Here is a 26271-nt window from a genome sequence, read left to right as displayed (position 1 = left end):
ACCACCGTTCGTACGATGGGTTCCATGCACCCTCGACTGCACGCGGTGTTGGCCGAGCCTCGTGTCTCACCCACCCCGTCGCGGGTGTGGCGCGACTGGGCGGTGATCGCAGTCCTCGCGCCGGCGATCGTGGTGGAGGGGATCTCCCGGCCCGATCTGCCGTGGCGGGTCGGTTGTGTCGTCGTCGCGCTCGCGCTGCTGCCCACGCTGCGGTGGCGGCGCACTCGGCCGCTCGCGATGGTGGTGATCGCGTTCGGCTGCACGACTGTCGCCCCGTTCGTGCTGCCCGGTGATCCCTGCCAGCTGTTCACGGCGAGCTTCCTGGTCGTCCTGGTCTACGCGCTGTTCCGCTGGGGCGCCGGCCGGGATGCCGTGCTCGGTTCGTTGTTCGTGGTGGCCAAGGTGACCGCCGCCGGTCTGGTCGGCTCGGTCGACGGCGGCGAACTGGTCGCCGGCTTCGCGGTGATGTTCGCCGCCGCCACGCTCGGTGTCGCGATCCGCTTCCGCGCCGCCGCCCGGCTGCGCGAGCTCGATCAGGCGAAGCTGTTGGAACGTGAACGGCTCGCCCGTGACCTGCACGACACGGTGGCCCACCACGTGTCGGCGATGGCGATCCGCGCCCAGGCCGGCATCGCCGCATCGGCGAGCCAACCGGACGCCGCCGTCGAGGCGCTGCGCACCATCGAGGCCGAGGCGTCCCGTGCGCTTGCCGAGATGCGCGCGATGGTCCGCGTCCTGCGCCGCGACCAGCCCGCCGACCTGGGGCCCAACCCGCAGGTCGCCGACATCGAGCGGCTCGCCGACCACTTCCGCACCGGGCCGACCGTCGACGTGGATCTGCGCGGCGACCTCGGCGACCTTCCGCCCACGGTCGGCTCCGCGCTCTACCGCCTGGCCCAGGAGTCGGTCACCAACGCCCGTCGCCACGCCCGCCACGCCACCCGCATCGAGGTCAGCGTCGCGGCCGACGACATGTCCGTGCGCCTGCGGGTCAGCGACGATGGTGAGGCCGGCGCGGCCCGCGCGACCGGCTCGCCCGGTTTCGGCCTGGTGGGCATGATGGAACGCGCCGACCTGCTCGGCGGCACGTGCGAGGCCGGCCCCAATCCCGACCGTGGATGGACTGTCACGGCCGTTCTCCCGCGCGAGGGGGCCGGCGCGTGACGGTTCGTGTGCTCGTGGCGGACGACCAGGAGATCGTCCGCACCGGCCTCACCATCATCCTGAACACGCGGCCCGGCATCGAGGTCGTCGGTGGGGCTGGCGACGGTCGGCAGGCTGTCGAACTCGCCCGGCGGCTCCGCCCGGACGTGTGTCTGTTCGACATTCGCATGCCGGTCATGGATGGCATCGAGGCCACCCGGGCGCTCGCCGGGCCAACGGTCCCGGAGCCGCTCGCGGTGGTCGTCATCACGACCTTCGACCTCGACGAGTACGTGTACGCGGCACTGCGGGCCGGCGCCCGCGGCTTCCTGCTCAAGGAGGCCGGTCCCGACCTGCTCAGCCAGGCCGTGCACGCGGCCGCCATCGGGGACGCGCTGATCGCGCCGAGCGTCACCACCCGGCTGCTGAAGGCGTTCGCCGACGCGGATCCGGGCACGCCGCGCCAGCAGCCCATCGAGGCGCTCACCGACCGGGAGGAGCAGGTCCTGGTCGCCGTTGCGCGGGGACGCACCAACCAGGAGATCGCCGAAGAGCTCTACATCACGTTGAGCACGGTCAAGTCGCACGTCACCAGCCTGATGACCAAGCTGGGTGTGCGTAACCGGGTCGAGGTGGCGATGTGGGCGTACGAGACCAACCGCAGCCGGAGGCACTGGTGAGCGGCGAAAGTACGACGACGGCGTCCGACCATGGGCCGACCCGATCGCGGCCCATGTGCCGATGAGCCGGGGCGGGTACGGCGTCCACCATCGGTGGCATGACGATCCGCGAGTGGCGGCTACCGGCCGCGTTGATCCTGCTGGGCCTGATACCGATGCTCGCCGGTGCGGGCCGGCTCACCGAGCTGGGCACCGGACCGGAGGTCACCCCGGCGAACGCGCGCTTCGTCGCCGATCCGCTGCCGGTGGTGCTGCACATCGTCGGCGCTGTGGCCTACACGATCCTCGGCGCGTTCCAGTTCGTACCCCGTCTGCGCCGCCATTCTTGGCACCGCCGTGTCGGTCGGTTGCTCGTCCCCTGTGGGCTGACGGTCGCGTCCACCGGCCTGTGGATGGCCGTCGCGTACGACCTGCCGGCCCACGACAACGACGTGCTCGCCGGCATGCGGCTCGTCTTCGGCTCGGCAATGGCCGGCTCGATCCTGCTCGGTCTCGCCGCCGTGTTACGCCGGGACATCGCACAGCACCGCAGGTGGATGGTTCGCGGCTACGCGATCGGTCTCGGAGCCGGCACCCAGGCGTTCACCCATGCGCCGTACCTCATCGCGACCGGCGGACAGCCCGACGGGAACGTCCGGGCCGGCCTGGTGGTCGCCGGCTGGGTGATCAACCTGGCGGTGGCCGAGTGCTACCTGCGGCGTCCGGCGCCGGTCGTCACGGCGGCGGCCCTGCGCTGAATCAAGACGGGTCGGCGTCGGCCAGTCGGCGCGGGCCGCCCCGGATGTCCTCCTCGATCCGCTTCGCGGCGGCCAGCAGGGGCGGGAGCAGCTCCCGACGGATCATCTCGAAGGACCCGCGGGTGGCGTGCGCGGAGACGTTCACCGCCGCGATCACCGACCCGTTCTCGCCGTGGATCGGCGCGGCCACGGAGCGCAGCCCCTCCTCCAGCTCCTGGTCCACGATGGCGTACCCCTGGGTGGCGATCTTCGTCAGGACGGCGCGCAGCTTGGCCGGGTCGGTGACGGTGCGCCGGGTCAGCGGCCGCAGCTGCGCCGTGGCGAGGTAGTCGTCCAGCCAGTCCACCGGTTGCGCCGCGAGCAGCACCCGGCCCATGGAGGTGGCGTACGCGGGGAACCGGGTGCCGACGCTGATCCCCACCGTCATGATCCGCTTGGTGGGCACGCGGGCCACGTAGACCACCTCGTCGCCGTCGAGGACGGACACCGAGCAGGACTCGTGCACCCGCGCGACGAGCGCCTCCATGTGCCGCTGCGCGACCTCGGGCAGGCTCAGGCTGGACAGGTACGCGTAGCCGAGTTCGAGGATCCGTGCCCGCAGCGAGAAGAGCCGGCCGTCGGTGTGCACGTAACCCAACTCGACAAGGGTGAGCAGGAACCGGCGCGCGGCGGCCCGGGTCAGGCCGGTCCGTCTGGCCACCTCGCTGAGCGTGAGCTGCGGATGTTCGCCGTCGAACGCCCGGATCACCGCGAGGCCGCGCTCCAGCGACTGGACGAACTCCGGCGACCTCGCCGCGACCTCGCTCACGCTCACCCGGCCTCCTGCCGCAGGGTCTCCCGGGCCACCTTGAACGCCCGGTTCGCCGCCGGTACACCAGCGTAGACGCCGACCTGGAGCAGGACCTCCGCCACCTCCGCCGGGCTCAACCCGTTGCGCAGCGCGGCTCGGACGTGCATCGCCAACTCCTCGTCGTGGTGCAGGGTGGCGAGCACGGCGAGGGTGATGCAACTGCGGGTACGCCGGTCGAGGCCCGGCCTGCTCCACACCTCCCCCCAGGCGTAGCGGGTGATGAAGTCCTGGAAGTCGGCGGTGAGCTCGTCAGTGCCGGCGATCGCGCGGTCCACGTGCGCGTCACCGAGCACCTGTCGACGTACCGTCATGCCCGCCTCGTGCCGCTCGCGGTCGTTCATCTGTCACCACGTTCCTCGTGAAAGTGTTCCAACAGGAGTCGGCACACCTGCTCGGGTTGCTCGACGTTGGCCAGGTGCGCCGCCGCGTCGACCACGGCCAGCCGGGCCCATGGGATGCGCCCGACGATCTCGTGGGCGTGCTCCACCGGGGTGGCCGGGTCGTCCGCTCCCGCGATGACGAGCGTCGGCGCGGTGACGCGGTCGAGGTCGGGTCTGAGGTCCATCGCGGCTATCGCCTCGCAGCAGGCGGCGTATCCGGCCGACGACGTCGCGGTCAGCATGGCGCGGTGGGCGGCGACCACCTCCGGATGGGCCGCGGCGAAGGCTGGGGTGAACCAGCGGGCCACCACCGCGTCGGCGATCGCCGGCAGACCGTCAGCGCGTACCGTCGCGGCTCGTTCCCGCCACTGCTCGGGTGGGCCGAGCGACGCCGACGTGCAGAGCAGCGCCAGCCGCCGCACCCGCTCGGGCGCGTGCGTGGCGAGCCACATGCCCACCATGCCCCCGAGGGACAGCCCCGCGTAGTGGACCCACGCCACGTCGAGGTCGTCCAGCGTCCGCAGCAGTTCCCGACCCAGCAGGTCCACCGTGTACGGCCCGGACGGCACCGCCGAGCGGCCGTGGCCCAGGTGGTCGTACCGGATGACCCGGAACTGTTCGGCGAGCGCCGGGACCTGGGGTTCCCACATCGCGGCGGCGGTGCCGAGGGAGCTGCCGAGCAGCAGCACCGGAGCGGCGGCCGGGCCGTCGACGGTGAGATGCAACCGGGAGGTCATCCGTCGGCCTCCCGAACGGCGACCAGGGCTCGGTCGACGAACCGGCCGGCCGAGCCGAGCCAGCGGTACGGGTCGAGCGCCTCGGCTAGCTCCGTGTCGGACAGGTGGGCGCGGACCTCGGGGTCGGCGAGTAGCGCGGCGCGGAACGACGGTTCGGTGGCGGCGCGGGTCACCAGGTCGTGTGCGACGCCGCGACCGACAGCGGGCGCCAGTCGCGCGGCGACGGCCTCGGCGAGCAGGAGACCGCCTGTCGCATCGAGGTTCTCCCGCATCCGCTCCGGGTGGACCTGTATCCCGACCAGCATCCGGGCGCAGCGGGCGGCGGCGCCACCGGCCACGTGCAGCAGATCGAGCAGCGGCTCCCACTCTGCGTGCCAGGCGCCGGCGGCCCGCTCGTGCTCCTGCACCGCCGTGGCGAACAGGGTGGCGACGAGACCCGGACCCCGTCGCGCCGCGGCGGTGACGAGGATCGAGTCCACCGGGTTGCGCTTGTGCGGCATGGCCGAGGACCCGCCGCGGCCGGTGCCGCCCTCGGCGACCTCGCCTATCTCGTTCTGGGCGAGCGACCCGACGTCGAGCGCGACCTTGCCGGCGGCCACGAGCAACCCACCGAGGGCGGTGGCCAGATCGAGCCAGGGCTGACGGCGGGTGTGCCAGGGCAGCGGGCTCGCCGGGAGACCCAGGTGCGCGGCGAACCGCTCGGTGACCTCGGCACCGGCCGGGCCGAACGCGGCCAGGGTGCCGACGGCGCCACCGAGTTGCGCGGGCTGTGCGACGCGGACCTGACGCAGCCGGTCCCGGGCCTCGACCAGACCGGTCAACCAGCCGGCGGCCTTGAGCCCGAACGTGGTGGGTGCCGCCTGCTGCCCGAGTGTCCGAGCGACCATCACGGTGTCCCGGTGGGCGTCGGCCAGCCGGGCGGCCGCGTCCACGGCGGCGTCGAGGTGACCCAGCAGCGGCCCGAGCGCCCGCACGGCCACCAGGACCAGCGCGGTGTCCAGGACATCCTGGCTGGTCGCCCCGAGGTGCACCCAGGCTCGGGCGTCCTCCGGCACGGCGGCGGTCAGCTCGCCCACCAGCGGGACCACCGGGTTGCCCGTGGCGTCGGCCGCCCGGCCGAGCGCCCCCGGGTCGTACCGCTCTGCGCGGCACTGCTCGACGATCGCCTCGGCCGCCGGTGCGGGCAGGATGCCGGCGTCCGCCGCGGCGCGGGCGAGCGCGGCCTCCACGTCGAGCATCGCCTGGAGCACTGACGGGTCGCTGAGTTCCGCGTCGACGTCCGGGGCGCCGGAGAGACCGCCGAGCAGGCCGTCAGACGGCGAAGAAGACGGTCTCATGGTCGCCCTGCAGGTGGATGTCGAACCGGAATCCGTCCGAGGCGGGACTCGCCAGCAGGGTGCCACGGCGGTCGGCGTCGACGCTGCCCAGCACGGGGTCGGCGGCGTTCGCGGCCTGCTCGTCGGGGAAGTAGAGCCGGGTGACGAGGCGGTGCAGCAGACCTCGCCCGAAGACCGACAGCGCCAGGTGGGGTGCTTCGGTGCCGCCATCCGGCTCGGGCAGCGAACCCGGCTTGACGGTCAACAGCCGATACCACCCCTGCCCGTCGGTCTCGCTGCGCCCGAATCCGCGAAAGCCGGCGAGCGCGGGTTGCCGGGCCCCCCGAGGGTCGTCCGGATGGTCGAACCGGCCGTCCGGGTCGGCCTGCCAGCTCTCCACCATCGCGTCGACCACCGGCGTCCCGGTGCCGTCGACGATCCGACCCCTGATCCAGAACGCGCCCGGCGTGCCCTCGGGTACGACGTACGGGCCGTCCGGCCAGCGCAGGCCGATGTGCAGGTACGGCCCGACGGTCTGCGCGGGCATGACGCCCAACTGCTCACTCATCGTCGTCCTCGTCCTCGAAGGGGGTGCTCTCCCGACCACGCAGCACGATGTCGAACTCGTACGCCAGCGCCCACTCCGGTGCAGTGGTGGCGTGGTCGTACCGGGCGATCATCCGTTCCCGGGCCTTCGGGTCGCGGACCGAGTTGAAGATCGGGTCCTGGAAGAAGAGCGGGTCGCCCGGGAAGTACATCTGCGTGACCAGCCGCTGGGTGAACGCGCGGCCGAAGAGGGAGAAGTGGATGTGCGCCGGCCGCCAGGCGTTGTCGTGGTTACGCCAGGGGTAGGCGCCGGGCTGCACGGTGATGAATTGGTACCGCCCCTGATCGTCGGTGAGCGCCCGACCCACCCCTTCGAAGTGGGGGTCGAGCGGCGCCGGCCAGGTGTCGCGTGCGTCGCGGTAGCGGCCGGCGGCGTTGGCCTGCCAGATCTCGACAAGCGTGCGGGGTACCGGTCGGCCGTCACCGTCGCGGACCCGCCCGTGCACGATGATCCGCTGGCCCTGCGGCTCACCGTCGTGCTGCCGGGTCAGGTCGTGGTCGAGCGCACCGAGCCGCCCCTCCCCCAACAACGGCCCGGTGACCTCGGTCAGCCGCTGCGGCAGGTAGATCAGTGGGTGCCTCGGCGCCCGCGCCACTGTCGACTTGTAGCCGGGACTGAGCAGGGGTGGGTGGGCGTCGACGTCGTCGCGCCGGTACCGCGGTAACACCAGGCCGCGCGCGTCCTGAGTGGTCATGGTCGTCTCCCGTCTGACTTCGTCGCCTCCAGTGCCCGCAGCACAGTGAGTTCCCGCGCCGTCGGCGGCTCGCCCGTGGCCAGCCCTTCGGCGACAGCGAGGTCCCAGCCGGTGGCCGCCCGCGCCTGCTCCCGCGTCACGCCCGGGTGCAGGCGGGTCAGCGTGAGTTCGCAGGTGATCGGATCGGGTTCGAGGACGCCGAGATCGGTGATCACCACTCGGGGACCTCCGCCGCGCAGGCCGAGTCGTTCCCGGTCTCCCGGGCCCGTCCCATACCCGACCGAGGTGACGAAGTCGACCCGTTCGGTGAAGGTCCGGAGGTCCTGCCGGACGATCACCACGACCTCACCACAGGAGGCGGCGATCTCCGGGGCGCCACCGGCGCCGGGCAGCCGGACCGTCGGGGCGTCGTAGTCGCCCCCGACGACCGTGGTGTTGATGTTGCCGTAGCGGTCGAGCTGCGCGGCGCCGAGGAAGCCCACGTCGATCCGACCGGGCTGGAGCCAGTAGTTGAACACCTCGGGCACCGAGACGACCGCGTCCGCCGTGTCGGCGAGGATTCCGTCTCCGATGGAGAGCGGAAGCCGGTCCGGCTTCGCGCCGAGGCACCCCGATTCGTAGATGAGCACGAGGTTCGGGGCGTGGGTCGCCCGGGCGAGATTCGCGGCGGTGCTGGGCAACCCGATCCCGACGAAGCAGGCGGTGTCGTCGCGCAGTTGCCGCGCGGCGGCGACGGTCATCATCTCGTCCGCGGTCCAGTCCGCCATCGCGTCCCCTCGCTCGCCGCGCTGACTCATGCCATCGCCCCGGCCCCGTGCACGTGCTCGTCCAGCCAGGCGCGAAAGGTGTCGCGGTGCCGGCTGACGGCATCCCAGGCCCGGTAGAAGTCGTTGTCGCGCACCGAGTAGCCATGGGCGTAGGAGGGGTGCGCGCCTCCGGGCACCTCGGCCACCGCGGTGACCGCCCAGCCGGGCAGGACGACCTGCCCGGGTACGGGTTCCAACTCGTCCACGATCTCCTCGACGGTGACCAGTGACCGGTGGGCGGCGAGGACCGCCTCCTTCTGCACCCCGGTGATGCCCCACATCTGCACTGTGCCGTTCCGGTCGGCGCGCTGGGCGTGCACCACAGTGACGTCGGGGCGCAGGGCGGGGACCGCGGTGAGCGTCTCGCCGGTGAAGGGGCAGGTGATGGGCCGGATGTTGGTCGTGTGCCCGGGCAGGTCGGTGCCGGTGTAGCCGCGCAGGACGGCGAACGGCAGCCCGGACGCCCCGGCGACGTAGCGGTTCGCCATGCCGGCGTGACTGTGCTCCTCCAACTCGAGCGGACGGGGCCAGGCGTGCTGCACGGCGTCCCGGAAGCGGTGCAGCGACCCGACGCCCGGGTTGCCGCCCCAGGAGAAGACCAGGCGGCGTGCGCACCCCGCACCGATGAGCTGGTCGTAGATGACGTCGGGGGTCATCCGCACGAGGGTCAGGTCCTGCCGTCCCTGGCGGATGATCTCGTGACCGGCGGCGAACGGGATGAGGTGGGTGAACCCCTCCAGGGCCACCACGTCACCGTCGCGGACCAGGTCCGCCACGCCCTCGGCCAGCGAGACGAGCTTCGCCATGGGCCTCCCCGCCTCCTGCGAAAACCGTGCTGCCGCCAGCCGTTCGCTATGCGGACTGCCGTACTCATCTCGAACGTACGACTGTGGATGACATCCGTCAACGACAGGTTGGCTCAGCGTCCACAGTGTTCCGTACTGACGTCGGGCGATGCGTTGACGCGAGCCGGACCACGTGCCAACGTTCATGGAGAGAACGGCCGTTCGGTAAGCGAACACCTCCGAGGAGGACCGCCATGACACTGCTGGACGCCACGACCTGGCAGGGCACCCTGCACAGCAACGGCTGGGTGGAGCCGGCGGGCGGGACGGCGCCCGTGCGATCCCCCGCCACCGGGGAGGAGATCGGCCAGGTCGGCGTGGCGAACGCCGAGGATGTGACGCGCGCCTGCGAACGCGCCGTCACCGCCCAGCGCGCCTGGGCCGCCACTGGCTACGCCGAGCGGGCCGCGGTGCTGCGCCGGGCCGGGCACCTGTTCGAACGGCACGCCGCCGAGATCGGCGACTGGATCGTGCGGGAGTCCGGGTCCATCCCGCCCAAGGCCGTTGTCGAGACCGACACCGCGGCGCAGGAGTGCTACGAGGCGGCGGCGCTGGCCTCGCACCCGCTCGGCGAGATCATCCCGAGCGCGCAACCGCGGCTCAGCCTGGCTCGCCGGTTGCCCGTCGGCGTCGTCGGGGTCATCGCGCCGTTCAACTTCCCGCTCATCCTGGCCACCCGTTCCGTCGCCCCGGCCCTGGCGCTGGGCAACGCCGTGGTGCTCAAGCCCGATCCGCGCACTGCCGTCTGTGGTGGTGTCACTGTCGCCCGGGTCTTCGAGGAGGCCGGCCTGCCCGATGGGTTGCTGCACGTCCTTCCCGGCGGGGTCGAGGTCGGCGAGGCGCTGGTGGCCGACCCGAACGTACGGGTGATCAGCTTCACCGGCTCGACCGCCGCCGGCCGCAAAGTCGGCGAGGCGGCGGCACGCCACCTCAAACGCGCGCACCTCGAACTCGGTGGCAACTCGGCGCTGATCGTGCTGGACGACGCCGACCTGGACCTCGCGGTCTCCGCCGGCGCCTGGGGGTCGTTCCTGCACCAGGGCCAGATCTGCATGACCACCGGCCGGCACCTGGTGCACGAGAGTCTGTCCGAGCGGTACGTCGAGCGGCTGGCCGAGAAGGCGGACCACCTGCCGGTCGGCGACCCGGCGAAGGAGCAGGTGGCGCTCGGGCCGATCATCGACGAGCGCCAGCGCGACAAGATCCATGCGCTGGTCACGGCGAGCGTCGATGCGGGCGCCCGGCTGGCGGCCGGGGGCACCTACGAGGGGTTGTTCTACCGGCCGACGGTGCTGACCGACGTCACCCCCGCGACCCCGGCGTACGCCCAGGAGGTCTTCGGCCCGGTCGCACCGGTGATCACCTTCGCCGACCAGGACGAGGCCGTTGAGTTGGCGAGGCAGACCGAGTACGGCCTGTCGCTGGGCATCCTGAGCGGCGACGTGATGAGGGCGATGGCCCTCGCCGACCGGATACCGAGCGGGATCGTGCACATCAACGATCAGACGGTGAGCGACGAGGCGGTGGCGCCGTTCGGTGGGGTGGGAGCGTCCGGCACCGGCTCCCGGTTCGGCGGGCCCGCGGCGAACGTCGACGCGTTCACCGAGACCCAGTGGCTCACCGTGCGGGGCGCCATCACGCGGTACCCGTTCTGAGACCGGGAGGAGTGAAGCGTGCCGGGAATGCGTACCCAGGTCGGCATCGTCGGCGCCGGGCCGGCGGGACTCATGCTGTCGCACCTGCTGCACCTGCGCGGAATCGAGTCCGTGGTGCTGGAGAGCCGCAGCCGCGACCACGTCGAGCACCGGCTGCGGGCGGGCGTCCTCGAACAGGGTTCGGTCGACCTGCTCTGCCGCAGCGGCGTCGGCGAGCGGCTGCAGCGGGAGGGGCTGCGCCACGAGGGCATCGAGCTGCGCTTCGCCGGTGAGTCGCACCGGGTGCCGATGGCAGATCTGACCGGGCGGGCGATCACCGTCTACGGGCAGCAGGAGGTGGTCAAGGACCTGATCGCCGCCCGGCTCGCGGCCGGCGGCTCGATCCTCTTCGAGGCCGACGCGGTGCGCCTGGACGGTCTCGACTCGGACTCGCCGATCGTCCACTTCCGACGGGATGGGCGGGACGAGGAGTTGCACTGCGACTTCGTCGCCGGCTGCGACGGGTTCCACGGGGTGAGCCGCGGCGCGGTGCCCGACGGGGTGCTGACCACCTACGAGCGGACGTACCCCTTTGCCTGGTTGGGGGTCCTCGCCGCCGCACCGCCGGCGGTGGAGGAGCTCATCTACGCCAACCACGAACGCGGCTTCGCCCTCTACAGCATGCGCTCCCCCGAGATCTCCCGGCTGTATCTACAGGTCGCGCCCGACGAGGACATCGCCGCGTGGCCGGACGAGCGGATCTGGGCGGAGCTGCGGGCACGGTTGGAGACGGTGCCGGGCTGGTCGCTCAACGAGGGACCGATCCTGGAGAAGTCAATCACCCCGATGCGCAGCTTCGTGGTCGAGCCGATGCGGTGGGAGCGGCTGTTCCTGGCCGGGGACGCCGTGCACATCGTCCCGCCCACCGGCGCGAAGGGCATGAACCTGGCCCTCGCCGACGTCGCGTTGCTCGGCGACGCCTTCGCCGCGTGGTACGACGGGGGCCGCACGGATCTGCTGGAGACCTACTCGGCCAAGGCGTTGCGCCGGGTCTGGCGGGCCCAGCACTTCTCCTGGTGGATGACCTCCATGTTGCACCGGCTGGAGCGCGACGACCCGTACGAGTCGAAGCTGCAGACCGCCACGCTGAGGTACGTCGCGACGTCCGAGGCGTACGCCAGGAGCCTGTCCGAGAACTACGTGGGCCTACCCGAGGTCTGAGCACGAGCCAGCGCGACATCGCCACAGCAGAGCGTTGTTCAACTTATTCATGACGGGCGTCAGAAATTCTTGACTTTCGATGCCGGGGTGACTGACCATGGCCACCACAGCGGCGTGCGCCCCCACGCAGCGGTAGTTCACCCGCAGATCCGAGGCATCCGCCGACTTCCGACGCACCCACCACCCCCGCCCAGGAAGGGCCTCGTCAATGAAGAAGGTCATGGCTCTCGGGCTGATCGCCGCCACCGCGATCGCCCTCACCGGATGTACCGACTCCGACGCGTCCAACCCGTCCGAACAGACCTCGGGCGACCTGCGCAAGGTGCGGGTCGCGGCGCTCCCCATCACCGAGACGGCCGCGCTGTGGGGCGGCATCAAGGCAGGCCTCTTCACCGAGCGCGGCCTCCAGGTCGAGGTGCTGCCCGCCCAAGGCGGCGCGCAGGCCATTCCCGCGCTCCTGAACGGCGACATCGACTTCGCGATCGGCCAGCCCTTCGGCCCGTTCCGGGCCGACCTACGGGATCTCGGCGTCGTCATCATCGGCAACTACGCCTCCTCGTACGCCGACGGCGACGACATCAACGCCGTGGTGGCCTCGGCGAAGTCCGGCATCAAGCGGCCGGCCGACCTCGCGGGCAAACGGGTCGCGGTCAACAGCCTGGGCGCCGCCGGCGACGTGACGATCATGGCAGCGGTCGAGAAGGACGGCGGTGACCCGTCGAAAATCAAGTTCGTCGAGGTCGCCTTCCCGGACGCCCCGGCGCAACTCGAATCCGGCAACATCGACGCCGCCTGGGTGCCGGAGCCCTTTGTCACGCAGCTGAAGGCCCGTGGCGACACCTCCATAGTCGCGCCCTACCAGGCGGTGGTGCCCGGCCTGGCCACGCTCACCACCATCACCACCAAGGAACGCACCGAAAAGGACGCCAAGCTGGTCGAGGACTTCACGGCGGCGATGAAGAAGACGCTGGAGTGGGCCAAGGACCCCGTCAACGATTCGGCGCTCCGGCAGGCCATCAAGGACAATCTGCAGCTGCCCCCGGCGGTGGCCGAGTCGGTGCGGCTCCCGGCCTTCGGTTGGGAGGTCGACCGGTCGAGCCTGCAGACCCTCGCCGAGCTCGCGCAGAAGTACAAGGTGCTCGACAAGCAACCCAACTTCGACCGTCTCATCCAGCAGCAGTAGCCGGCGTGACGACGGGAGTGACATGCGCGTGTTCACCACCCGACGCCTGCGCGCGTTACGCAAGGCGATGCTGGGTGTCGTCGGCCTGACCGGGTTCCTCGTCGTCTGGCAGCTGATCCCGACGCTGGGCCTGATCAACCCGCTGTATCTGCCGTACGTGACGGACGTGCTGGCGCGGCTGTTCGAGCAGCTCGTCGACCTCGCGTTCTGGCGGCGGCTGGGCAGCACAATGACATCCTGGGCGATCGGCCTGACGGTGGCGACAATCGCCGCCGTCGCCCTCGGCACGGTCGTCGGGTTGGTGCCGTTCCTACGACGCGCGACCCACACGACTGTCGAGTTCCTGCGACCGATCCCGTCGGTCGCCCTCATCCCGCTCGCCGTGCTGATGTTCGGCATCCAGCGGCAGGCGGCCCTCGTCATCATCATCTACGCGTCGTTCTGGCAGGTGTTCGTGCAGGTGATCTACGGTGTCGCCGACGTCGACTCGGTGGCTCGCGACACCGCCCGCAGCTTCGGTCTGACCCGGCGGGAGCAGCTGTCGCACCTCGTCCTGCCGACCACCCTGCCGTACCTCATGACGGGTCTGCGGCTCGCCGCGGCGGTCGCGCTCATCCTCGCCATCACCGCGGAGATGGTGATCGGCAACCCCGGCCTCGGGCGCATGATCGAGTTGTCCCGGTCCGCCGGGGACGCCGCCGGCCTGTACGCGCTGGTCGTGGTCACCGGCCTGCTCGGGCTCATGGTGAACGTCGTCTTCCGGTTCATCGAGCGTCGGGTGCTGTCGTGGCACCAGTCCGTACGAGGCGAGGAGCCGCTGTGACCGCGTACACCGGGCGGATCGCCACCAGGCCACGCAGCCGCCGGACGGTCGGATCCCGGATCGCGGCGAGCCTTCTCTACCCGCTGGGGCTGCCGACGCTGCTGCTGGTGCTCTGGGGTCTGGCGGCGACGAGGACGACGAGTCGGTTCTTCCCGGACCCGTTGACGATCGCCGAAGCCTTCCGGGACACCTGGGTCGGGCCGGCGTTCGTCGAGGACGTGCTGCCGAGCCTCGCCCGCCTCGGCCTCGGCGTCGCCGCGTCGATCGTGCTCGGCATCGCCGCCGGCACCGTCATCGGCCTGACCCGGTGGTTGCGTGACCTCCTCGAACCACTGCTGGAGTTCCTCCGGGCCATCCCGCCACCGGTGCTGATTCCGGTGGTGATGCTCCTGCTCGGGATCACGGACACCATGAAGGTGGTCGTGATCGTCTCCGGCGCGGTCTGGCCGATCCTGTTGAACACCATCGAGGGGGTCCGAGGGACGGACAGCGTCATGAAGGAGACCGCGGAGTCGTTCCAGGTCTCCTGGTGGGAGCGGCTCTGGTTCCTCGTGCTCCCGGCCGCCAGCCCACGGATCATGGCCGGGGTTCGTCAGGCCCTCTCGGTCGCGCTGATCCTGATGGTCATCTCGGAGATGTTCGCCTCCTCCTCCGGCCTCGGCTACCGGATCGCCTACTTCCAGCGCAACTACCTGATCGCCGAGATGTGGAGCGGCATCGTCCTTCTCGGTCTCGTCGGCGTCTTCCTCGCCGTCGCTTTCGGTCTCGTCGAACGGCGCGTTCTGCGCTGGTACCACGGAATCAGGGAGGTCAACCGTGCCTGATCGGCGCACCCTGTTGCGGGTGGAGCACCTGCGGAAGGTCTACGAGTCCGCCACGGGCGACGTCGAGGCGATCGGGGACATCAGCTTCACGATGGACGCCGGCGAGCTCGTCTGCGTCGTCGGGCCGTCCGGGTGCGGCAAGACCACCCTCCTGAAGTGCCTCGCCGGCCTGCTGCGGCCCACCAGTGGCGTGGTCGAGATGGACGGCTCGCCGGTTACCGGGCCCAGCCCAGCCATGGCCGTCGTGTTCCAGGAGTACGGTCGCAGCCTCTACCCGTGGCTCACCGTGCGCGGAAACGTCGAGCTTCCGCTGCGGCACAAGAAACTCTCCCGGGCGGCCCGGACCACGCTTGTCGTCGACGCTCTCGAGGCGGTGGGCCTCACGCACGCCGCGCGAAGCCACCCGTGGCAGCTCTCCGGGGGGATGCAACAGCGCGTGGCGATCGCGCGGGCGATCGCCTACCAACCCGACGTCCTGATCATGGACGAACCGTTCGCCGCGGTGGACGCGCAGACCCGAGCCGACCTGGAGGACCTGGTCCGCGAGCTGCACGCAAGCCGCACCATCTCGGTTGTCTTCGTCACTCACGACATCGACGAGTCGGTGTATCTCGGTCAGCGGGTTCTAGTATTGTCCACGTCGCCGACCTGGGTCCAGGAGGACCTCGCGATCGACCTGCCGCCGGAGCGCGATCAGATCACGACCCGCGCCCTACCCCGTTTCACGGAGCTGCGGACGCACGTCTACGACCAGATCCAGCGGGCCAAGCGCGGGCAGGCTGTGGCCCCGCGACCCGCGCGGTGATCGGCGGCCAGGCCAACGAGTTCGCCGAAGGGAAGGGCTGTGGGTAGTCGTCAGCCGAAGCAGTTGTTGCTCGCCTTCTTCGGCGAGCATGTCGTCGACGGCACCACGGGGCCGATCCGGGCGAGCGTCCTGATCAACGTGCTGGAGGGCGCGGACGTCGCCGCGCCGGCCACCCGCGCGACCCTCGACCGTCTCGTGCACAGCGGCATCCTCGCCCGCAGCAGGAGTGGCCGGGAAACGCTGTTCTCGCTGACCGACCACGGCGTCGCGGTGCTGCGCGAGGCGAAGTACCGCGTGCGCGGGCCGCGGCCGTTTGACCCACAGGGCAGCGGCTGGACCCTTGTCACCTTCTCGATCCCGGAGGGCCAGCGGATGCTGCGGCACCGACTGCGCTCAACCCTCACCTGGGAGGGCTTCGCGCCGATCCGGGACGGGCTCTGGCTCGCGCCCGGCGAGGTCGACCTCGCCGGGTCGTTGGCGCCGCTGCGGCAGGACCTCGCGCCCAACACCGTGGTCGCCTTCCACGCCCGCGAACTCGCCGGGTTCCCGATCGCCGAGAGCGTACGCGCGGCGTGGGACATCGAGGCGATCCGACGCGCGCACCTCGCCTTCATCGACGTGTGGGACGACCCGTCGGCGGCGACGATGGCGCCGAGTGCCCTCACCGTACGGACGATGCTCGTGGCGGACTGGCTCGCGCTGCTGCGCGCCGACCCGAGGCTGCCGGCCGAGTTCATGGACGCGGAGTGGCCCGCCACGAGATCGGTGGAGACCTACCGTCGGATGCACGAGAAGCTGGCCGGGGCGTCCGCGGCGGAGTTCGCCGCACTCGTCGCCGCCCGGCCCGCCGCTAGGCGCCGAATCGGGTCCGCAGATCGGCCTTCCGCACCTTCCCCGACGCCGTCCGCGGCAGCTCGTCCACGATGACGACGTTCTTCGGAAGCTTGTAGCGCGCGATCCTGCCGTCGAGGCACGCCCGGACGGTGGCGGTGTCCACGGACACCCCCTCCCGGACGGTCACGATCGCCCACGGCACCTCCCCCCAGCGCTCGTCCGGTACGCCGATCACCGCCGCCGAGGTCACCCCGTCGACCTCGGTGATCAGTTGCTCGAGTTCGAGCGGGTAGATGTTCTCGCCCCCCGAGATGATCATGTCCTTCAGGCGGCCGGAGATGTAGAGGTAGCCGTCGGCGTCCAGGTGGCCGAGATCGCCGGAGCGGAACCACCCGTCGGCCGTGAACGCCTCGGCGGTCGCCTCCGGGAGCCCGTGGTAGCCGGGGAAGACGTTGGGCCCGGCCACCTCGATCTCACCGACAGCGCCGGTGGGCAGCACGGCACCGGCCGCATCGGTGATCCGCACGTCGGTGAAGAAGTGCGGCAGACCGACACTGCCCTGCTTGACGCGTGTCATCGCCGCCGGCAGCGCGGTCGCGCCCGGCGCGGCCTCGGTCATGCCGTAACCCTGCGAGAACGACAGCCCCCGCGCCTCGTACGCGTCGAGGATGCGGGTCGGCACCGCCGAACCTCCGCAGGTGAGCTTCGTCAGCGTCGACAGGTCGGTCGACGCCCAGGCGGGGTGGTCGGCCATCAGCTGGTAGGTGGTCGGCACGCCGCTGAGCATGGTGATCCCGTGCCGCTCGATCTGCGCGAGCGCGCGGCCCGGCTCGAAGCCCTTCTCGATGACCATGGTGGCGCCCTTGAGGATGACGGGCAGGGCACCCATCCCGAGCGAGGCGACGTGGAACAGCGGCGAGATCATGAGCGCAACGTCGGTGGAGACGACGTCGTAGTCGACAACACAGTTGAGCGCCACCCAGGTGAGGTTGCCGTGGGTGAGCACGGCGCCCTTGGCCCGGCCGGTCGTGCCCGAGGTGTAGACGATCGCCGCGGGATCCTCGTGGGCGGTGTCGGCCTGGTCGGTGAACGGGGTGCCGGCGGCCCGTGCCAGGCGGGCCAGCCCGGGCCGGTCCGCGGTGCCCTCGCCGTTGACGATGACGTACGGGGTCCGGGCGGCCGGCGCGGCGGAGGCCACCGACACCGCGAAGTCCGGGTCGTGGATCAGCACCCGCGCGCCGCTGTCGGCGAGGACGTAGGCGATCTCGGGTGCGGCGAGCCTGGTGTTGACCGGCACGAAGACGGCCCCGACCTGCGCTGCCCCGAACATCACCTGGAGGAATTCGGGGCTGTTCTCACCCAGGTAGGCGACGGGGTCGCCCTTGCCGACGCCCCGCTCCCGCAGCACCGCCGAGATCCGGTCGGCGGCTTCGGCGAACTGTCCGTACGTCATGGGCGACCGGTCGCCGTGGATGATCGCGATCTGGTCCGGGGACTTGAGCCGGCGCTTGGCCACCCAGGCGCCGATTCCGTGCTGCTGCATCATCATTCTCCCGGGGGTGGAGGTGGTGTGCTCGCCCGGCTCGACGGATGCCCCCGGGCTCAGGCGTAGAAGCGGTACAGCCCTCGCGCGACGACCGCCGGCTTGGTCCCGCCCTCGATCTCGATCGTCTGGTCGACAGCGATCTGGTAGCCGCCGCGCACCTCGACGACCTCGACGACTGTGGCCCGCATGCGCACCCGCGCCCCGACCACGACAGGTGCGGGGAAACGCACCTTGTCGAGGCCGTAGTTCACCTTCGTGGTCACGCCCTTGACCTCGAGCAGTTCGGTCCAGAAGGGAACCGCCAGGGAGAGGGTGAGGAAGCCGTGCGCGATCGGCGCGCCGAACGGACCGGTCCTGGCCCGTTCGGGGTCGACGTGGATCCACTGGTGGTCGTCCGTTGCGTCCGCGAAGAGGTCCACCTGGTCCTGGGTGACCGTGCGGTACCCGGTGTGACCGAGATCGGTGCCGGCCAGGTCGCCGAGCCGGTCGTAGGTGATGGTCGTCGTCATGGCGTTTCCTCTCGTCGTCACCGGGCGAGGCCCAGCAGTCGGGCCGCGTTGTCCTTCAGGATGCCCGGGAGCACGTCCGGCTTGAGGTCGGTCGCCTGCACGTCGCGCAGCCACCGATCGGGGGTGAGCATCGGGTAGTCGGTGCCGAAGAGCACCCGTCGCTTCAGCACCGAGTTCGCGTAGCGCACCAACTCGGCTGGGAAGTACTTCGGGCTCCAGCCGGACAGGTCGATCCAGGTGTTGTGCTTGTGCGTGGCCACCGACAACGCCTCGTCCTGCCAGGGCACCGACGGGTGGGCCATGATGAGCTGCAGGTCGGGGAAGTCGGCCGCGATCGGGTCGAGCAGGATCGGATTCGACAGACCGAGCCGCAGACCGTAGCCGCCCGGCGTACCCGCGCCGATGCCTGTCTGCCCGGTATGGAAGAGCGCCGGGACACCCGCCCGCTCCAACAGCCCCCACAGCGGCGCGTACTCGTCGTGGCTGGGGTCGAAGCCCTGCACGGTGGGGTGGAACTTGAAGCCGCGTACACCCTCCTCCTGGATCAACCGCTCGGCGAGTTCGACTGCCGCTCCCCCGGTGCGCGGGTCGACCGACCCGAACGGAATGAGCACGTCTGCGTGGTCGGCCGCCGCACGGGCGATGTCGGTGCTCGACAGGGGCTGATGCTTCAGTTGGGTACGCGCGTCCACGGTGAAGACGACGGCCACCATGCGCCGCTCGCGGTAGTACCGCGCCACCGTGTCGACAGCGGGCCGTGGGCCGTCCGTCTTGAAGTACGCCGACGCCGCCGTCACGAGCGGTTCGGGCAGTGAGGTGTGACCGTGGTCGTCGACCTCGATGTGCACGTGCATGTCGATCGCCGTGACGTCGTCGAGGTTGATCGCGGGCTGGTACATGGGGCCAACCTTCGTCGGGCGCGTCGGTGCGGGCGGGTCAGGACGTCGGCGGCTCGAACTCCTCGGGGAGTTTCGGGAAGCGTTCGCCGACGCTCTGTGCGGCACCGGCGAACGTCGTCGGCCAGGCGTCCACGAGCGCGTCGTACGTCCAGCCGCCATCGCGGTGCGCGGTCAGCGCCGCCTCGGGGTGGGTCCAGATCTGGAGGCGGTCCCCGCCGACACCTATCACCTGGCCGGTCACCGAGGCCGCCGCGTCGGAGCCGAGGAACGCGACAAGTCCGGCCACGTCGTCCGCCGTGCCGAACCCCAGGTCGTGTCGGAAGAACGCGGGCATCGGCTCGCCGTTCGCCTCGGCCCGCACCGCCGCGGCGAAGTAGGGGACGGTGGCGGTCATCGCGGTCGCGGCGACCGGAACGACGGCGTTGGCGGTGATGCCGGCCCGCTTGAGTTCGAGCGCCCAGGTACGGACCATGCCGACGATGCCCGCCTTGGCGGCAGCGTAGTTGGTCTGGCCGAAGTTGCCCCGCTGCCCGGTGGGTGACCCGACGCAGATGATCCGCCCGCCCTCGCCGGCCTGCCGCATGTGCTGCACCGCCTCGCGCACTGTGGTGAATGTGCCGCGCAGGTGCACGTTGATGACGGTGTCGAAGTCGTCGTCGCTCATCTTCCACAGCACCGTGTCACGCAGGAAGCCGGCGTTGGTGACGAGGATGTCCAGCCGCCCGAAGTGCTCGACCGCAGTGCTGACGAGTTCCTTCGCGGTCTCGGTCGGGCCGACCGGCGCGACCACAGCGACGGCCCGGCCGCCGGACGACTCGAGCGCCGCCACGGCGTCGGCCGTGGCCTCGGCGTCCACGTCGTTGACCACGACCGAGGCGCCCCGCCGCGCCAACTCCTGCGCATAGGCGAGGCCGAGACCCCGCCCGGCCCCGGTGACGATGGCGACCTTGCCGTCCAGAGACATGAGTGCTCCCTTTCGTCGATGCCGATCTGCGCACGAGGGTGGGGAGTAACACGCGCACGGGCAACGTAATGCAGAATTTGATCGGGCGTCAACGATTTGCAGTCTGTCTACATCAGACGGCAGGTCGTGTGGAGCTGTTCAGCGCCCTGGAGACCACCCGGCCCGCGGCCTGGACCAGCGGGGCCAACGCCACCGGGTCCGCCCGGTCGTGGGCGACCACCAACGAGATCGCCGCCACCACGCCCTCCGGTACGCGGATCGGTGCCGCCACCGAGAGGGCGTCCATCGTGACCTGGCGGTCGCTGACCGCGTACCCGACCCGGCGAACCTCGGCGAGGCAGCTACGCAACCGCCTCGGGTCGGTGATGGTCAGTTCGGTGTACCGCTCCAGCGGGGCGGCCAGCACCTGCTCCTGCACCTCGGCGGGCGCGTGGGCGAGCAGGACCAACCCGACGCCTGTGGCGTGCAGCGCGAAGCGGCCCCCCACCCGGGTGAGCACGGGCACCGCGTGCCGCCCGGCGATCCGTTCGATGAAGACGAGTTCGAGGTCCTGCCGGACGGCGAGCTGGACGTTCTCGTGGGTCACCTCGTACAGGTCCTCCATGACCGGCAGGGCCAACTCCCGCAGCCCCAGGCCCCTCGGGGCGAGCGAGCCCACCTCCCACAGCCGCAGACCGATCCGGTACCGTCCGTCGTCGCCGCGCTCCAGCGCTCCCCACGCGACCAGTTCCGCGGCCCGCCGGTACACGGTGGGCAGGGGCAGCCCGGCGCGACGCGCCAACTCGCTCAGGGTCAGCGCCGGGGTGGCCGGGCTGAACGCGTCGAGCAGCGCCAGGACCTTGCTCGTCACCGACCGCCCCGGTTCTGCGCGCACCCCGTCATCATCCCCGCCGGCGCCGCGCGCTCACAGCTCCAGCACGAGTCGGGGCGTACGGGCCCGGGAGACGCAGATCATCATCGTGTCCCCGGCGGCCCGCTCCTGCTCGGTGAGCAGGCTGTCGCGGTGCTCCGGCACGCCGGCGAGCACCGGGGTCTCGCAGGTGCCGCAGGTGCCCTCCCGGCAGGACGAGAGGACCTGCACGCCGGCCTCCTCCACCGCCTGAAGGATCGGCGTGCCCGGCGGCACGGTCACCGTCCGCCCGGAGAGCGCGAGCTCGACCTCGATCGTCGTCTCCGGCGCGCCGGTGTCGCCTCGGGCGGTGAACCGCTCGACCTGCAGGCAGCCGGGTGGCCAGCCGCGGCAGTGTTCCTCCACCGCTGCGATCAGTGGTTCCGGGCCACAGCAGTAGATGAGCCCCGTGCCGGGCCGGCCCAGCAACCCGGCCAGGTCGAGCAAACCGGTCTCGTCCTGCGGGTGCAGGCTCACCCGGTCGCCGTGCTTCTCCCGCAGGGCGGCGGCGAAGGCCATGGTGGCGCGGCTGCGTCCCCCGTACACCAGTCGCCAGTCCGCGCCCGCGGCGTCGGCGGCGGCGACCATCGGTGCGATGGGAGTGATACCTATGCCACCGGCGACGAAGAGGTAACGCGGTGCCGCGACCAGCGGGAAGGTGTTGCGGGGTCCGCTCACCCGGACGGTCGCGCCGACGGTGAGCCGCTCATGCGCCAGTCGGGAGCCGCCGCGTCCGTTCGGTTCGCGCTGCACCGCGATCCGCAGGACGGACCGCTCCGCCGGGTCGCCGCAGAGGGAGTACTGCCGGGCCAGCCCGGCGCTCAACTCCAGGTCGATGTGCGCGCCCGGCGTCCACTCGGGCAGGTCGCCGCCGTCCGCGCGACACAGGCTGATCGCCACGACCTCGGCCGCCACCTGGTCCCGGCCGGCAACCACCAGCTCCACACCCGTCAGCACGTCCACCGTCACTCGCGCATCGCCAGCCGCCTCGGCGGTCCGGGCACCGGCACGGCCACGCCCCGGTGCCCCTGCGGGTGGGCGAGCAGCCACTCCCACAACTCGACCGGGTCCTCGGCGAGGCGCTCGGCCCCACAGTGGCAGATCCCGCGCAGGGTGTCGGTGCCCGGCACCCAGTGAATCCGGTAGACCCGGTCCCCCGTGCGGGCGCCTGTTCGGGAACTCACCGCGCCGCTCCCACCGTCCCCGACCCGATCATCCGGGCCAGCAGCCGCCGGGCGGCCAGGCCACCGGTGTCGATGTTGATGCTCAACTCCTGATACCTGTCCGGCTCGGTCGTGATCACCTGCTCCAGGATGTTGAGCGCGGTCACGTCCTGCATGACCACTGTGTGATTGCTGTGGTGGAGGTACTCGCTCACCGACTCGTCGTCGATCGCGAAGTCGCGTGCCACCGCCCAGAAGTCATAGGTGGTGTGCTCGGTCGACGGGGTGATGGCGTACACGATCTCGGCGTGGAACGCTTCGCTGTCCTCGCCCTCGGCGGGCGGATAGACACCCTGCGGCGCGATCCGGCTGTGCAGGAGGTAGAGGCAGGGCGTGTGGTATTCGATGTCCTGCCACCGGGTGATCCGGCCCTGGATCCCGGTCGAACGCGCGTAGAACGGTGGGCACTCGGCGTCGTCCATGTGCCGACTGACGTAGACGATCCCCCGGTCCTCGTCCACCTCGGTGGTGATCGGGGTGTTCGCCACCTCCGGCGTTCCGATGTAGCCGCCGTGCAGGTAGGTCTCATGCGACAGGTCCAGGAGGTTGTCCACCAGCAGGCCGTACCGCGCGTTCAGTGGCGCCATGCCCCGCACCACCGCGTAACGCGGGTCGGCGAGCCACGGTGCGCGCGGAATCGCGGCCGGGTCGGCCCGATCCAGGTCGCCTATCCAGACCCAGATGAAGGAGTCCTGTTCCACCACGGGGAAGGAGACCACCCGCGCGGTTCGTGGGATGCGCTGCTGCCCGGGTACGAAGACGCACGCGCCGGTCGGATCGTAGGTGAAGCCGTGGTAGCCGCAGACGATCGTGTCGCCGTCGAGCCGGCTCTCCGACAGCGGGAAGCGCCTGTGCACGCATCGGTCGGCGAGCGCCACCGGCTTCCCGGCACCGGTGCGGTACAGCACCAGCGGCTCACCGAGCACAGTGCGGGCGAGCAGGTCCCGCCCCACCTCACTGCCGTAGGCCGCCACATACCACTGGTTACGCGCGAATGCCATGCGACCGGACCTCCATGCCGACGGACGTCGATGGAGCCGGATCGTCCCGTGCGGTGTCCCCGTTGGGGAACCGGAGCTTTCACTGAATGAAAGGCTGAACCCTCTCGCACGTGACGGTGTGGCTGCCGTGCCGACGGGCACGGCAGCCACACCGGGGCGTCACCTGTTCTGCTTCTCCTGGCACGGCACGCAGAAGCGCGCGTGCGGGAGAATCTCGAGCCGCTCGGCCGGGATGCTCCGGCTGCACTTCTGGCAGGCACCGTAGATGCCGTCGCTGATCCGGCTCAGCGCACCGGTGATCTGCTCGATGTTCTGGCGGGTGGCCATCAGCAGCGCGGCCTGGTTGTGGGCCTCGCCGGGGTCGCCGGTGTCCGCGTTGAGCTCGGTCAACTCCCGCAGTCGAGCGGTTTGGGTGGCGAAGTCGTCCGCCAGGGACGCTCGCATGTCAGCGAGCCAACTCTGGTCGAGAGTACGACGATGATCGACGCTCATGGTCTGCCTTTCAAGGGGATCGGGCGGGAAAAACAAAAAGGGCCGAAGCTGGATAGCTTCGCCCTGGCGGTCGTTCTGGGTATGCAACGATTCCGCAGGTGGGCCTCGGCCGGTTCGCGTCGGGCTCGACATTTCGTGTGTGAGCGCGACGTGCGGCGCGCGGACAACCGGTACCCGCATGTCGGCCTTGAGGCGTGTCGCCGTCGGCACGCGGACAGCACCGCCCACCGCCACCTCGATGGCGGCGGGCGAGCGGAAGGTCACCGGCGACATGCCCCCACCATAGAGCGGTGTCGCCCCAAAGCCAACGTCCGCGGTGGGATCTCATTCCGACCGCGAACTGCCGATTTTCGCCGTAACAGGGCCGTTGCCCGAACCCGGTGGGCGCCCTTCGATATCGCAGCGGGGTCATCTTTTCGAGTCCTAGACTGCGGTGCATGGCGGGTTCTTTACCCTGCCAACCGGGGGGAGAGAACGCCATGCAATCTCGGTCGACGCCGTCCGGATCCCCGTCGACAACCCAAGCCGACAAAACTCACGGCGGCGCCAACCGCGACATGCCACCGGAATTGGGTTCGGATGCTGTCGGCATATTCGAAGGCCGGACCTTCATGCTGTCCAATCCAGCCGGGGACGTACCGGCGGACTCCATCGCCGGTCTGGTACACGACGACACCCGCTACATCAGCCGTTGGGAGCTGACCCTCGACGGGAACGCCCCGCTCGTCCTCAGCGCGAACCCCGTCGATCCGTACTCGGCGGCCTTCTTCCTCGCGAATCCCGAGATCGAGGGCCTGGCGGCGAACCGGGTCGGCGTGCGACGGGAACGATTCGTCGGCGACGGCATGTACGAGCGGATCACTGTGCAGTATTTCGGCGCCGAGCCGGTCTCCGTACGTCTGCGGTTGGACGTCGGCGCGGACTTCGCTGACCTCTTCGAGATCAAGGGGGCGGGACGGAGCAGGCTGGCCGACATCCGGCGGGCCCACCGGTCGGACGGCTCTGCGCTGTCCTTCTCCTACCGGAATTCGCACTGGTCGGCCGTCACGACAGTCGAGGCCGAGCCGCGTGCCGACCGGGTGGAGGGCGACGCACTGGTCTGGGACGTGCACCTGGGGCGAGGCCAGACCTGGGGTTGCGAGCTGCGGGTGTTGCTGAACTGTCGGGGCAAGGACTACCAGCCGACCAGCCGCACCTTCGGCGAGGAGCAGGACCCCGGCGCCGACGACGCAGCCTGGCGGTGGAGGGAGAACAAGCCAGACCTGAGCGCCGAATCAGACCTGCTGCGCAGCGTCTACCACAAGTCGGCCAGCGACCTGGTGTCCATGCGGATCGCGAAGGAGATCCACGGCGAGCAGGTCGTTCTGCTGGCCGCTGGCATGCCCTGGTTCCTGGCGGTGTTCGGGCGGGACACCCTGATCACCGCCTACCAGAGCGTCAGCTGCGGACCCGACGTAGCGCGGGGGGCGCTGGTCACCCTTGCCGCACACCAGGGCAACGCCATCGACGACTTCAGCGACGAGGAACCGGGAAAGATACTTCACGAGTACCGCTCCGGCGAGCTGACGCAGCTCGGCATCATGCCGTACGGCCCGTGCTTCGGCGCGTCCGACACCACCCAGCTGTGGCTCATCCTGCTCTCCGAGTACTGGCGGTGGACGGGTGACGACGCACTCGTGCAGCGGTTACGTCCCAACGCCGACGCGGCCCTGCGGTGGATCGACGACTTCGGAGACCGCGACGGCGACGGCTACGTCGAGTACGCCACGCGCTCCCCCGAAGGCATGCGCAACCACTGCTGGCGCGACTCACCCGACGGGGTCCAGTTCGCCGACAGCACGCTCCCCTCCCTGCCGGTCGCCACCTGTGAGATCCAGGGCTACACCTACGACGCGAAGCTCCGCGCCGCACAGCTCGCCGATGGGCCCTGGGCCGACAGCGCGTTGGCGCGACGTCTGCGCACCGAAGCCGCCGATCTGCGCGAACGGTTCAACCGTGACTACTGGCTGCCCGCGCGCGGCGGCTACTACGCGATCGGCCTCGACGCCGACAAGCGCCCCATCGACTCGATGACCTCGAACATGGGTCACCTGCTCTGGAGCGGCATCGTCCCGCCGGACCGCGCCGCCATGGTGGCCCGACAGTTGATGTCCGACCAGATGTTCTCCGGCTGGGGTGTCCGGACCCTGTCCACCGAGGACGTGGGATACAACCCCATCGGCTACCACGTCGGGACCGTGTGGCCACACGACAACTCGATCATCGCCGCCGGGCTCGCCCGGTATGGCCACCGCGACGCGGCGAACCGCATCGCGATGGCGATGCTGGAGGCCGCCGCCCACTTCGATTACCGCCTGCCCGAGGCCATCTCCGGGTACGACCGCTCGCTCGGCCGACGACCCGTGCCGTACCCCACGGCATGCAATCCCCAGGCCTGGGCCAGCGGAGCACCCCTGCTGTTCCTGCGCTCGATCCTCGGGCTCGATGTCGACGACGGGATCCTCGCCAGCGATCCGCACGTCCCCGAGGCGCTGGGGAACATCCGGCTGACCGGGGTCGCCGTCCACGGCGCTCGTCTGACTGTCGAGGCCTCCCCGTCGCCACCCGGTTCCTCGGCCTGAGCCGCGGC

The 26271-nt window shown here is 70.8% G+C and carries 28 protein-coding genes; 11 read left to right on the top strand and 17 right to left on the bottom strand.

The genetic code is table 11. The features are described from left to right. Positions 1-24: 24 nt before the first annotated feature. The 3 genes from IW248_RS05665 (at position 25) to IW248_RS05655 (ending at position 2560) form a co-directional block, all read left to right on the top strand. A complete protein-coding gene (locus IW248_RS05665; RefSeq protein ID WP_196925979.1) occupies positions 25-1164 on the top strand; it encodes a sensor histidine kinase in 1140 nt (379 codons plus the stop codon). After that, complete coding sequence (locus tag IW248_RS05660) at positions 1161-1823, top strand: response regulator (protein WP_124820112.1); 663 nt, start codon at positions 1161-1163, stop codon at positions 1821-1823. The genes IW248_RS05665 and IW248_RS05660 overlap by 4 nt, the downstream gene beginning before the upstream one ends. A gap of 98 nt (positions 1824-1921) precedes the next feature. Further along, entirely contained in the window at positions 1922-2560 is a 639-nt protein-coding gene (locus tag IW248_RS05655; protein ID WP_196925978.1) for a DUF2306 domain-containing protein, read from the top strand. A gap of 1 nt (position 2561) precedes the next feature. Here IW248_RS05655 and IW248_RS05650 read toward each other — a convergent pair whose 3' ends face one another. The 8 genes from IW248_RS05650 to IW248_RS05615 are packed head-to-tail and all read right to left on the bottom strand — an operon-like array spanning position 2562 to position 8756. Next, positions 2562-3374, bottom strand: a complete 813-nt coding sequence (locus tag IW248_RS05650; protein ID WP_307787769.1) for an IclR family transcriptional regulator — start codon at positions 3372-3374, stop codon at positions 2562-2564. Continuing rightward, positions 3371-3751, bottom strand: coding sequence for a 4-carboxymuconolactone decarboxylase (gene pcaC, locus IW248_RS05645; protein ID WP_196925977.1), 381 nt, complete (start codon positions 3749-3751; stop codon positions 3371-3373). Before pcaC ends, IW248_RS05650 begins: the two co-directional genes overlap by 4 nt. Beyond that, the gene (gene pcaD / locus IW248_RS05640) at positions 3748-4527 is read right to left on the bottom strand and encodes a 3-oxoadipate enol-lactonase (RefSeq protein WP_231396192.1); all 780 of its coding nucleotides are present in this window, start codon (positions 4525-4527) and stop codon (positions 3748-3750) included. The genes pcaC and pcaD overlap by 4 nt, the downstream gene beginning before the upstream one ends. Further along, complete coding sequence (gene pcaB, locus IW248_RS05635) at positions 4524-5864, bottom strand: 3-carboxy-cis,cis-muconate cycloisomerase (protein WP_196925976.1); 1341 nt, start codon at positions 5862-5864, stop codon at positions 4524-4526. Before pcaB ends, pcaD begins: the two co-directional genes overlap by 4 nt. Next, the gene (gene pcaG, locus IW248_RS05630) at positions 5839-6411 is read right to left on the bottom strand and encodes a protocatechuate 3,4-dioxygenase subunit alpha (RefSeq protein WP_124820107.1); all 573 of its coding nucleotides are present in this window, start codon (positions 6409-6411) and stop codon (positions 5839-5841) included. Before pcaG ends, pcaB begins: the two co-directional genes overlap by 26 nt. Then, a complete protein-coding gene (gene pcaH, locus IW248_RS05625) occupies positions 6404-7144 on the bottom strand; it encodes a protocatechuate 3,4-dioxygenase subunit beta (RefSeq protein ID WP_124820106.1) in 741 nt (246 codons plus the stop codon). The genes pcaG and pcaH overlap by 8 nt, the downstream gene beginning before the upstream one ends. Beyond that, complete coding sequence (locus IW248_RS05620) at positions 7141-7911, bottom strand: CoA-transferase subunit beta (protein ID WP_124820105.1); 771 nt, start codon at positions 7909-7911, stop codon at positions 7141-7143. The genes pcaH and IW248_RS05620 overlap by 4 nt, the downstream gene beginning before the upstream one ends. Positions 7912-7937: 26 nt before the next feature. Beyond that, positions 7938-8756, bottom strand: a complete 819-nt coding sequence (locus tag IW248_RS05615; protein WP_196925975.1) for a CoA transferase subunit A — start codon at positions 8754-8756, stop codon at positions 7938-7940. A gap of 233 nt (positions 8757-8989) precedes the next feature. On the opposite strand from IW248_RS05615, the gene IW248_RS05610 reads away from it, so the two are divergent. The 7 genes from IW248_RS05610 (at position 8990) to IW248_RS05580 (ending at position 16212) form a co-directional block, all read left to right on the top strand. After that, positions 8990-10450, top strand: coding sequence for a benzaldehyde dehydrogenase (locus tag IW248_RS05610; RefSeq protein ID WP_196925974.1), 1461 nt, complete (start codon positions 8990-8992; stop codon positions 10448-10450). A 27-nt stretch (positions 10451-10477) separates the two neighbouring features. Further along, positions 10478-11650: a 4-hydroxybenzoate 3-monooxygenase gene (gene pobA, locus IW248_RS05605; protein ID WP_196930054.1), complete on the top strand. Its 1173-nt coding sequence runs from the start codon at positions 10478-10480 to the stop codon at positions 11648-11650. A gap of 208 nt (positions 11651-11858) precedes the next feature. Next, a complete protein-coding gene (locus IW248_RS05600; protein ID WP_196925973.1) occupies positions 11859-12833 on the top strand; it encodes an ABC transporter substrate-binding protein in 975 nt (324 codons plus the stop codon). Between the two features lie 22 nt (positions 12834-12855). Further along, complete coding sequence (locus tag IW248_RS05595; protein ID WP_124820101.1) at positions 12856-13656, top strand: ABC transporter permease; 801 nt, start codon at positions 12856-12858, stop codon at positions 13654-13656. Continuing rightward, positions 13653-14480, top strand: a complete 828-nt coding sequence (locus IW248_RS05590; RefSeq protein WP_307787767.1) for an ABC transporter permease — start codon at positions 13653-13655, stop codon at positions 14478-14480. Before IW248_RS05595 ends, IW248_RS05590 begins: the two co-directional genes overlap by 4 nt. Continuing rightward, positions 14473-15285: an ABC transporter ATP-binding protein gene (locus IW248_RS05585; protein WP_196925972.1), complete on the top strand. Its 813-nt coding sequence runs from the start codon at positions 14473-14475 to the stop codon at positions 15283-15285. The genes IW248_RS05590 and IW248_RS05585 overlap by 8 nt, the downstream gene beginning before the upstream one ends. Positions 15286-15324: 39 nt before the next feature. Next, positions 15325-16212: a PaaX family transcriptional regulator gene (locus tag IW248_RS05580; RefSeq protein ID WP_196925971.1), complete on the top strand. Its 888-nt coding sequence runs from the start codon at positions 15325-15327 to the stop codon at positions 16210-16212. Here IW248_RS05580 and IW248_RS05575 read toward each other — a convergent pair. From IW248_RS05575 to IW248_RS32885, 9 genes are all read right to left on the bottom strand, one after another. Continuing rightward, complete coding sequence (locus IW248_RS05575; RefSeq protein ID WP_231396191.1) at positions 16136-17662, bottom strand: acyl-CoA synthetase; 1527 nt, start codon at positions 17660-17662, stop codon at positions 16136-16138. The two genes, IW248_RS05580 and IW248_RS05575, sit on opposite strands and share 77 nt — an antisense overlap. A 59-nt stretch (positions 17663-17721) precedes the next feature. After that, positions 17722-18174: a MaoC family dehydratase gene (locus tag IW248_RS05570; protein WP_124820097.1), complete on the bottom strand. Its 453-nt coding sequence runs from the start codon at positions 18172-18174 to the stop codon at positions 17722-17724. 17 nt (positions 18175-18191) lie between these two features. Next, complete coding sequence (locus tag IW248_RS05565; RefSeq protein ID WP_196925969.1) at positions 18192-19073, bottom strand: amidohydrolase family protein; 882 nt, start codon at positions 19071-19073, stop codon at positions 18192-18194. A 37-nt stretch (positions 19074-19110) separates the two neighbouring features. Continuing rightward, positions 19111-20037, bottom strand: coding sequence for an SDR family oxidoreductase (locus tag IW248_RS05560; protein WP_196925968.1), 927 nt, complete (start codon positions 20035-20037; stop codon positions 19111-19113). Between the two features lie 112 nt (positions 20038-20149). Next, positions 20150-20911 (bottom strand): IclR family transcriptional regulator, encoded by a 762-nt coding sequence (locus IW248_RS05555; protein WP_196925967.1) that lies wholly within the window; start codon positions 20909-20911, stop codon positions 20150-20152. 30 nt (positions 20912-20941) lie between these two features. Further along, positions 20942-21895 carry a PDR/VanB family oxidoreductase gene (locus tag IW248_RS05550; protein WP_307787765.1) on the bottom strand — a complete coding sequence of 318 codons (954 nt, stop codon included), beginning with the start codon at positions 21893-21895 and terminating at the stop codon, positions 20942-20944. Then, positions 21892-22110, bottom strand: coding sequence for a hypothetical protein (locus IW248_RS05545; RefSeq protein WP_196925966.1), 219 nt, complete (start codon positions 22108-22110; stop codon positions 21892-21894). The genes IW248_RS05550 and IW248_RS05545 overlap by 4 nt, the downstream gene beginning before the upstream one ends. Further along, complete coding sequence (locus tag IW248_RS05540) at positions 22107-23150, bottom strand: aromatic ring-hydroxylating dioxygenase subunit alpha (protein ID WP_196925965.1); 1044 nt, start codon at positions 23148-23150, stop codon at positions 22107-22109. Before IW248_RS05540 ends, IW248_RS05545 begins: the two co-directional genes overlap by 4 nt. Before the next feature lie 159 nt (positions 23151-23309). After that, positions 23310-23915, bottom strand: coding sequence for a TraR/DksA family transcriptional regulator (locus IW248_RS32885; RefSeq protein WP_231396190.1), 606 nt, complete (start codon positions 23913-23915; stop codon positions 23310-23312). 164 nt (positions 23916-24079) lie between these two features. Between IW248_RS32885 and IW248_RS05530 the strand changes: the two genes are divergently transcribed. After that, entirely contained in the window at positions 24080-26263 is a 2184-nt protein-coding gene (locus IW248_RS05530; protein WP_372431893.1) for an amylo-alpha-1,6-glucosidase, read from the top strand. Positions 26264-26271 lie beyond the last annotated feature (8 nt).

The organism is Micromonospora ureilytica (assembly GCF_015751765.1).
GTDB classification, from domain to species: Bacteria; Actinomycetota; Actinomycetes; order Mycobacteriales; family Micromonosporaceae; genus Micromonospora; species Micromonospora ureilytica.
This window is presented reverse-complemented; position numbering and strand designations above follow the sequence as displayed.

What these genes read in the sequence shown, in the direction of transcription:
- pobA (WP_196930054.1), top strand. Translation starts at nt 10,478, where the DNA reads ATGCGTACCCAGGTCGGCATCGTCGGCGCCGGGCCGGCGGGACTCATG.
- IW248_RS05595 (WP_124820101.1), top strand. Translation starts at nt 12,856, where the DNA reads ATGCGCGTGTTCACCACCCGACGCCTGCGCGCGTTACGCAAGGCGATG.
- IW248_RS05570 (WP_124820097.1), bottom strand. Translation starts at nt 18,174, where the DNA reads ATGACGACGACCATCACCTACGACCGGCTCGGCGACCTGGCCGGCACC.
- pcaB (WP_196925976.1), bottom strand. Translation starts at nt 5,864, where the DNA reads ATGAGACCGTCTTCTTCGCCGTCTGACGGCCTGCTCGGCGGTCTCTCC.
- IW248_RS05620 (WP_124820105.1), bottom strand. Translation starts at nt 7,911, where the DNA reads ATGGCGGACTGGACCGCGGACGAGATGATGACCGTCGCCGCCGCGCGG.
- IW248_RS05565 (WP_196925969.1), bottom strand. Translation starts at nt 19,073, where the DNA reads ATGTACCAGCCCGCGATCAACCTCGACGACGTCACGGCGATCGACATG.
- pcaC (WP_196925977.1), bottom strand. Translation starts at nt 3,751, where the DNA reads ATGAACGACCGCGAGCGGCACGAGGCGGGCATGACGGTACGTCGACAG.
- pcaD (WP_231396192.1), bottom strand. Translation starts at nt 4,527, where the DNA reads ATGACCTCCCGGTTGCATCTCACCGTCGACGGCCCGGCCGCCGCTCCG.
- IW248_RS05615 (WP_196925975.1), bottom strand. Translation starts at nt 8,756, where the DNA reads ATGGCGAAGCTCGTCTCGCTGGCCGAGGGCGTGGCGGACCTGGTCCGC.
- IW248_RS05540 (WP_196925965.1), bottom strand. Translation starts at nt 23,150, where the DNA reads ATGGCATTCGCGCGTAACCAGTGGTATGTGGCGGCCTACGGCAGTGAG.
- pcaH (WP_124820106.1), bottom strand. Translation starts at nt 7,144, where the DNA reads ATGACCACTCAGGACGCGCGCGGCCTGGTGTTACCGCGGTACCGGCGC.
- IW248_RS05610 (WP_196925974.1), top strand. Translation starts at nt 8,990, where the DNA reads ATGACACTGCTGGACGCCACGACCTGGCAGGGCACCCTGCACAGCAAC.
- pcaG (WP_124820107.1), bottom strand. Translation starts at nt 6,411, where the DNA reads ATGAGTGAGCAGTTGGGCGTCATGCCCGCGCAGACCGTCGGGCCGTAC.
- IW248_RS05655 (WP_196925978.1), top strand. Translation starts at nt 1,922, where the DNA reads ATGACGATCCGCGAGTGGCGGCTACCGGCCGCGTTGATCCTGCTGGGC.
- IW248_RS32885 (WP_231396190.1), bottom strand. Translation starts at nt 23,915, where the DNA reads ATGTCGCCGGTGACCTTCCGCTCGCCCGCCGCCATCGAGGTGGCGGTG.
- IW248_RS05575 (WP_231396191.1), bottom strand. Translation starts at nt 17,662, where the DNA reads ATGCAGCAGCACGGAATCGGCGCCTGGGTGGCCAAGCGCCGGCTCAAG.
- IW248_RS05665 (WP_196925979.1), top strand. Translation starts at nt 25, where the DNA reads ATGCACCCTCGACTGCACGCGGTGTTGGCCGAGCCTCGTGTCTCACCC.
- IW248_RS05560 (WP_196925968.1), bottom strand. Translation starts at nt 20,037, where the DNA reads ATGTCTCTGGACGGCAAGGTCGCCATCGTCACCGGGGCCGGGCGGGGT.
- IW248_RS05530 (WP_372431893.1), top strand. Translation starts at nt 24,080, where the DNA reads ATGGCGGGTTCTTTACCCTGCCAACCGGGGGGAGAGAACGCCATGCAA.
- IW248_RS05600 (WP_196925973.1), top strand. Translation starts at nt 11,859, where the DNA reads ATGAAGAAGGTCATGGCTCTCGGGCTGATCGCCGCCACCGCGATCGCC.